We start from the raw sequence: 258 nt of genomic DNA on the forward strand, positions 1-258 counted from the left end.
TTGAGCGGAAGACGGGGGTCGAACCCGCGACATTCAGCTTGGAAGGCTGACGCTCTACCAACTGAGCTACTTCCGCAATTTTGTTTCCAAAATTATTGGTAACGCTGTGCAAACTTAAGGAAAATCCTTTATTTATGCAACTTTTTTTCTAATATAAAATGTGGGGAGAGCAGGATTCGAACCTACGAAGCCGAAGCAACTGAGTTACAGTCAGTCCCATTTAGCCACTCTGGAATCTCCCCAGATATTTTATATTAA

The 258-nt window shown here is 42.6% G+C and carries 2 tRNA genes; both read right to left on the reverse strand.

The features are described 5' to 3' along the window. Window positions 1-3 precede the first annotated feature (3 nt). Window positions 4-76 (reverse strand) — tRNA-Gly (locus tag QWT87_RS21210). An 85-nt stretch (window positions 77-161) separates the two neighbouring features. Continuing rightward, window positions 162-242 (reverse strand) — tRNA-Tyr (locus tag QWT87_RS21215). Window positions 243-258: the final 16 nt, after the last annotated feature.

Source organism: Chryseobacterium urinae, from assembly GCF_030518295.1.
Lineage (GTDB): Bacteria > Bacteroidota > Bacteroidia > Flavobacteriales > Weeksellaceae > Chryseobacterium > Chryseobacterium mucoviscidosis.